A 2,958-nucleotide genomic window follows, 5' to 3' on the forward strand; every position below is an offset into this window, starting at 1 on the left:
CCACATATATCTGGTGATTAGGTCCGCCGCACGAAATCTAGTTATTTCTCGACTACAACTACTCTATGCGCTGACTCGGTGACAAGAGTCCCAAGTGCAACACGAATCGGTTTTTTCGGTTTTCCCCAACTTGCCCGGTCGCTGATGAGCCGGCGTCCCGTCGGGAGGCTTGCCGCGCGCCACTACGCGACGTTTTCGTTGACTTCATGGCCGAAAAACAGGATAAGCCGCACAGGCCGCCGCTTTGGCGGCTTTTTTGATTTTCCGGTACCGGAGACGCATATAATGAGCGGTTCGGCGCTTTACGAGACCTTTGCTCGCGCACCCTTGGCCTTCGACCACGGGGAAGGCACATGGCTGATTACCGACAAGGGCGAGCGATATCTCGACTTTGCCGGCGGCATCGCCGTCAATTCGCTGGGCCACAGTCATCCGCATCTGGTCGCCGCACTCACCGAGCAGGCCGCCAAGCTGTGGCATGTCTCCAACCTATACGAGATCCCCGGGCAGAACCGGCTTGGCGAGCGGCTGGCCGACGCCACCTTCGCCGACAAGGTGTTCTTCACCAATTCCGGCGCCGAGGCGCTGGAATGCGCGATCAAGACGGCGCGCCGCTACCAGTTCGTCAACGGACACCCCGAGCGCTTCCGCGTCATCACCTTCGAAGGCGCCTTCCATGGCCGCACGCTGGCGACCATCGCGGCCGGCGGCCAGTACAAATATCTCGAGGGCTTCGGCCCCAAGGTCGAAGGTTTCGATCAGGTCGGTTTCGACGACATCGACGCCGCCGAAAAGGCGATCACGCCGGAGACGGCCGCCATCCTGATCGAGCCGGTGCAGGGCGAGGGCGGTATCCGCCCGGTGCCGACGCAATCGCTGAAGCGGCTCAGGCAATTGTGCGAACAGCACGGCCTGCTGTTGATCTTCGACGAGGTCCAGTGCGGCATCGGCCGTACCGGCAAGCTGTTCGCGCATGAATGGTCAGGGGTTACGCCAGACATCATGGCGATCGCCAAGGGTATTGGCGGCGGTTTCCCGATGGGCGCCTGCCTCGCCACGGATGAAGCGGCCGTGGGCATGACCGCTGGCGTGCATGGCACCACGTTCGGCGGCAACCCGCTGGCCATGGCGGTCGGCAACGCCGTGCTCGATGTCGTGCTGGAAGACGGCTTCCTCGAAGATGTCCAACGCAAGGCGCTGCTGATGAAGCAGGGGCTGGCGTCGGTCGCCGACGAGTTTCCCGAAATCATCGAGGACATCAGGGGTGCCGGGCTGATGCTCGGCCTCAAATGCGCCATGCCCAACACCAAGGTGAACATGGCCTTGCGCGACCAGAACCTGCTGGCGGTTCCGGCCGGCGACAACGTCATTCGCCTGTTGCCGCCGCTCACCGTCACCGACGCCGAGATCCATGAGGCGCTCAACCGCATCCGCGCCGGCGCCAAGGGCCTGGCGGAGGCGATCGCTTCCGCCGCGGCGAAGTAATCCCGGAACCATTGCTGATGTCAGTTCGCCATTTCACCGATCTTTCCACCGTTTCCGAAGGCGATCTGCGCTTGATGCTGGACGATGCGGTGGTGCGAAAGGCGCGCCTCAAGGCCGGCGAGCGCACCAAACCGCTTGAAGGCAAGGTGCTGGCAATGATCTTCGACAAGCCGTCGACGCGCACGCGCGTCTCCTTCGACGTCGGCATGCGGCAGCTCGGCGGCGAGACCATCATGCTGACCGGCACCGAGATGCAACTCGGCCGCTCCGAGACCATTGCCGACACGGCCAAGGTGCTGTCGCGCTATGTCGATGCGATCATGATCCGCACCACCTCGCATGAGCGCCTGCTGGAATTGACCGAGAACGCCACCGTGCCGGTGATCAACGGATTGACCGACGACACCCATCCCTGCCAGCTGATGGCCGATATCATGACCTTCGAGGAACATCGCGGTCCGGTCGCCGGCAAGACCATCGCCTGGACCGGCGACGGCAACAATGTGCTGCATTCCTTGCTTGAGGCCTCGGCCCGGTTCCGCTTCAACCTCAACGTCGCCGTGCCTGAGGGCAGCGAACCGGCGCAGAAGCATATCGACTGGTCGCGGGCACATGGCGGCAAGCTGCACTTCACCCGCTCGCCCGAGGAAGCCGTCGATCAGGCCGACTGCATCGTCACGGATTGTTGGGTCTCGATGGGTCAGGAGCATCGCGCCCGCGGCCACAACGTGTTCTCGCCCTATCAGGTCAACGCCAAGCTGATGGCCAAGGCCAAGCCGGACGCGCTGTTCATGCATTGCCTGCCGGCGCATCGTGGCGAGGAAGTGACGGACGAGGTCATCGACGGGCCGCATTCGGTGGTCTTCGACGAGGCCGAGAACCGGCTCCATGCCCAGAAGGCCGTGCTTGCCTGGTGTCTCGGCGCTTGAAGTGTCTCGGCGCTTGATCCCCGGGAGCTTGATCTGCGGGGGTGTGATGCCTATTTGCGCCGCATCACGCAAATCAAGCGCGTTTCGACGCATGCGCCCCGGAGGGCGGCATGGCCGCGCCCTGGAGCTTTGTCATGTTGGAAACCTATCAAGTGACTGAACATCACCCCAAACTCGGCGAATTTGGCTATGCCGGCGACGATCATGTCGTGCCGTTCGAGGTCGGCCCGCTCGATGTGCGGGGCCGCACCGTCCAACTCGGGCCGATGCTCGACGCCATCCTCAGCCGCCACGATTATCCCGAGCCGGTCGCCCGCCTGCTGGCGGAGGCCTGTGTGCTGACCGTGCTGCTCGGCACCTCGCTGAAGTTCGAGGGCAAGTTCATCCTGCAGACCCGCACCGACGGGCCTGTCGACATGCTGGTCGCGGATTTTTCCACGCCCTCGGCATTGCGCGCCTATGCGCGTTTTGACGCCGACCGGCTGGAAGCGCTGGTCGCGGCCGGCGAAACCTCGCAGCAGACCCTGCTCGGCAGCGGCGTGCT

At 63.6% G+C, this 2,958-nt stretch carries 3 protein-coding genes; all 3 read left to right on the top strand.

Features of this window, described 5'->3' with window-relative positions; genetic code table 11:
• Positions 1-285: 285 nt before the first annotated feature.
• Positions 286-1,485, top strand: coding sequence for an aspartate aminotransferase family protein (locus EN906_RS29180; protein ID WP_127267145.1), 1,200 nt, complete (start codon positions 286-288; stop codon positions 1,483-1,485).
• 17 nt (positions 1,486-1,502) lie between these two features.
• Positions 1,503-2,414: an ornithine carbamoyltransferase gene (gene argF, locus EN906_RS29185; protein ID WP_127267144.1), complete on the top strand. Its 912-nt coding sequence runs from the start codon at positions 1,503-1,505 to the stop codon at positions 2,412-2,414.
• Positions 2,415-2,524: 110 nt separating this feature from the next.
• On the top strand, positions 2,525-2,958 hold a 434-nt coding region (locus tag EN906_RS29190), incomplete at its 3' end, for an Hsp33 family molecular chaperone HslO (RefSeq protein ID WP_206529198.1).

The organism is Mesorhizobium sp. M7A.F.Ca.CA.004.06.1.1 (assembly GCF_003999135.1).
In the GTDB taxonomy this organism is placed as follows: Bacteria; Pseudomonadota; Alphaproteobacteria; order Rhizobiales; family Rhizobiaceae; genus Mesorhizobium.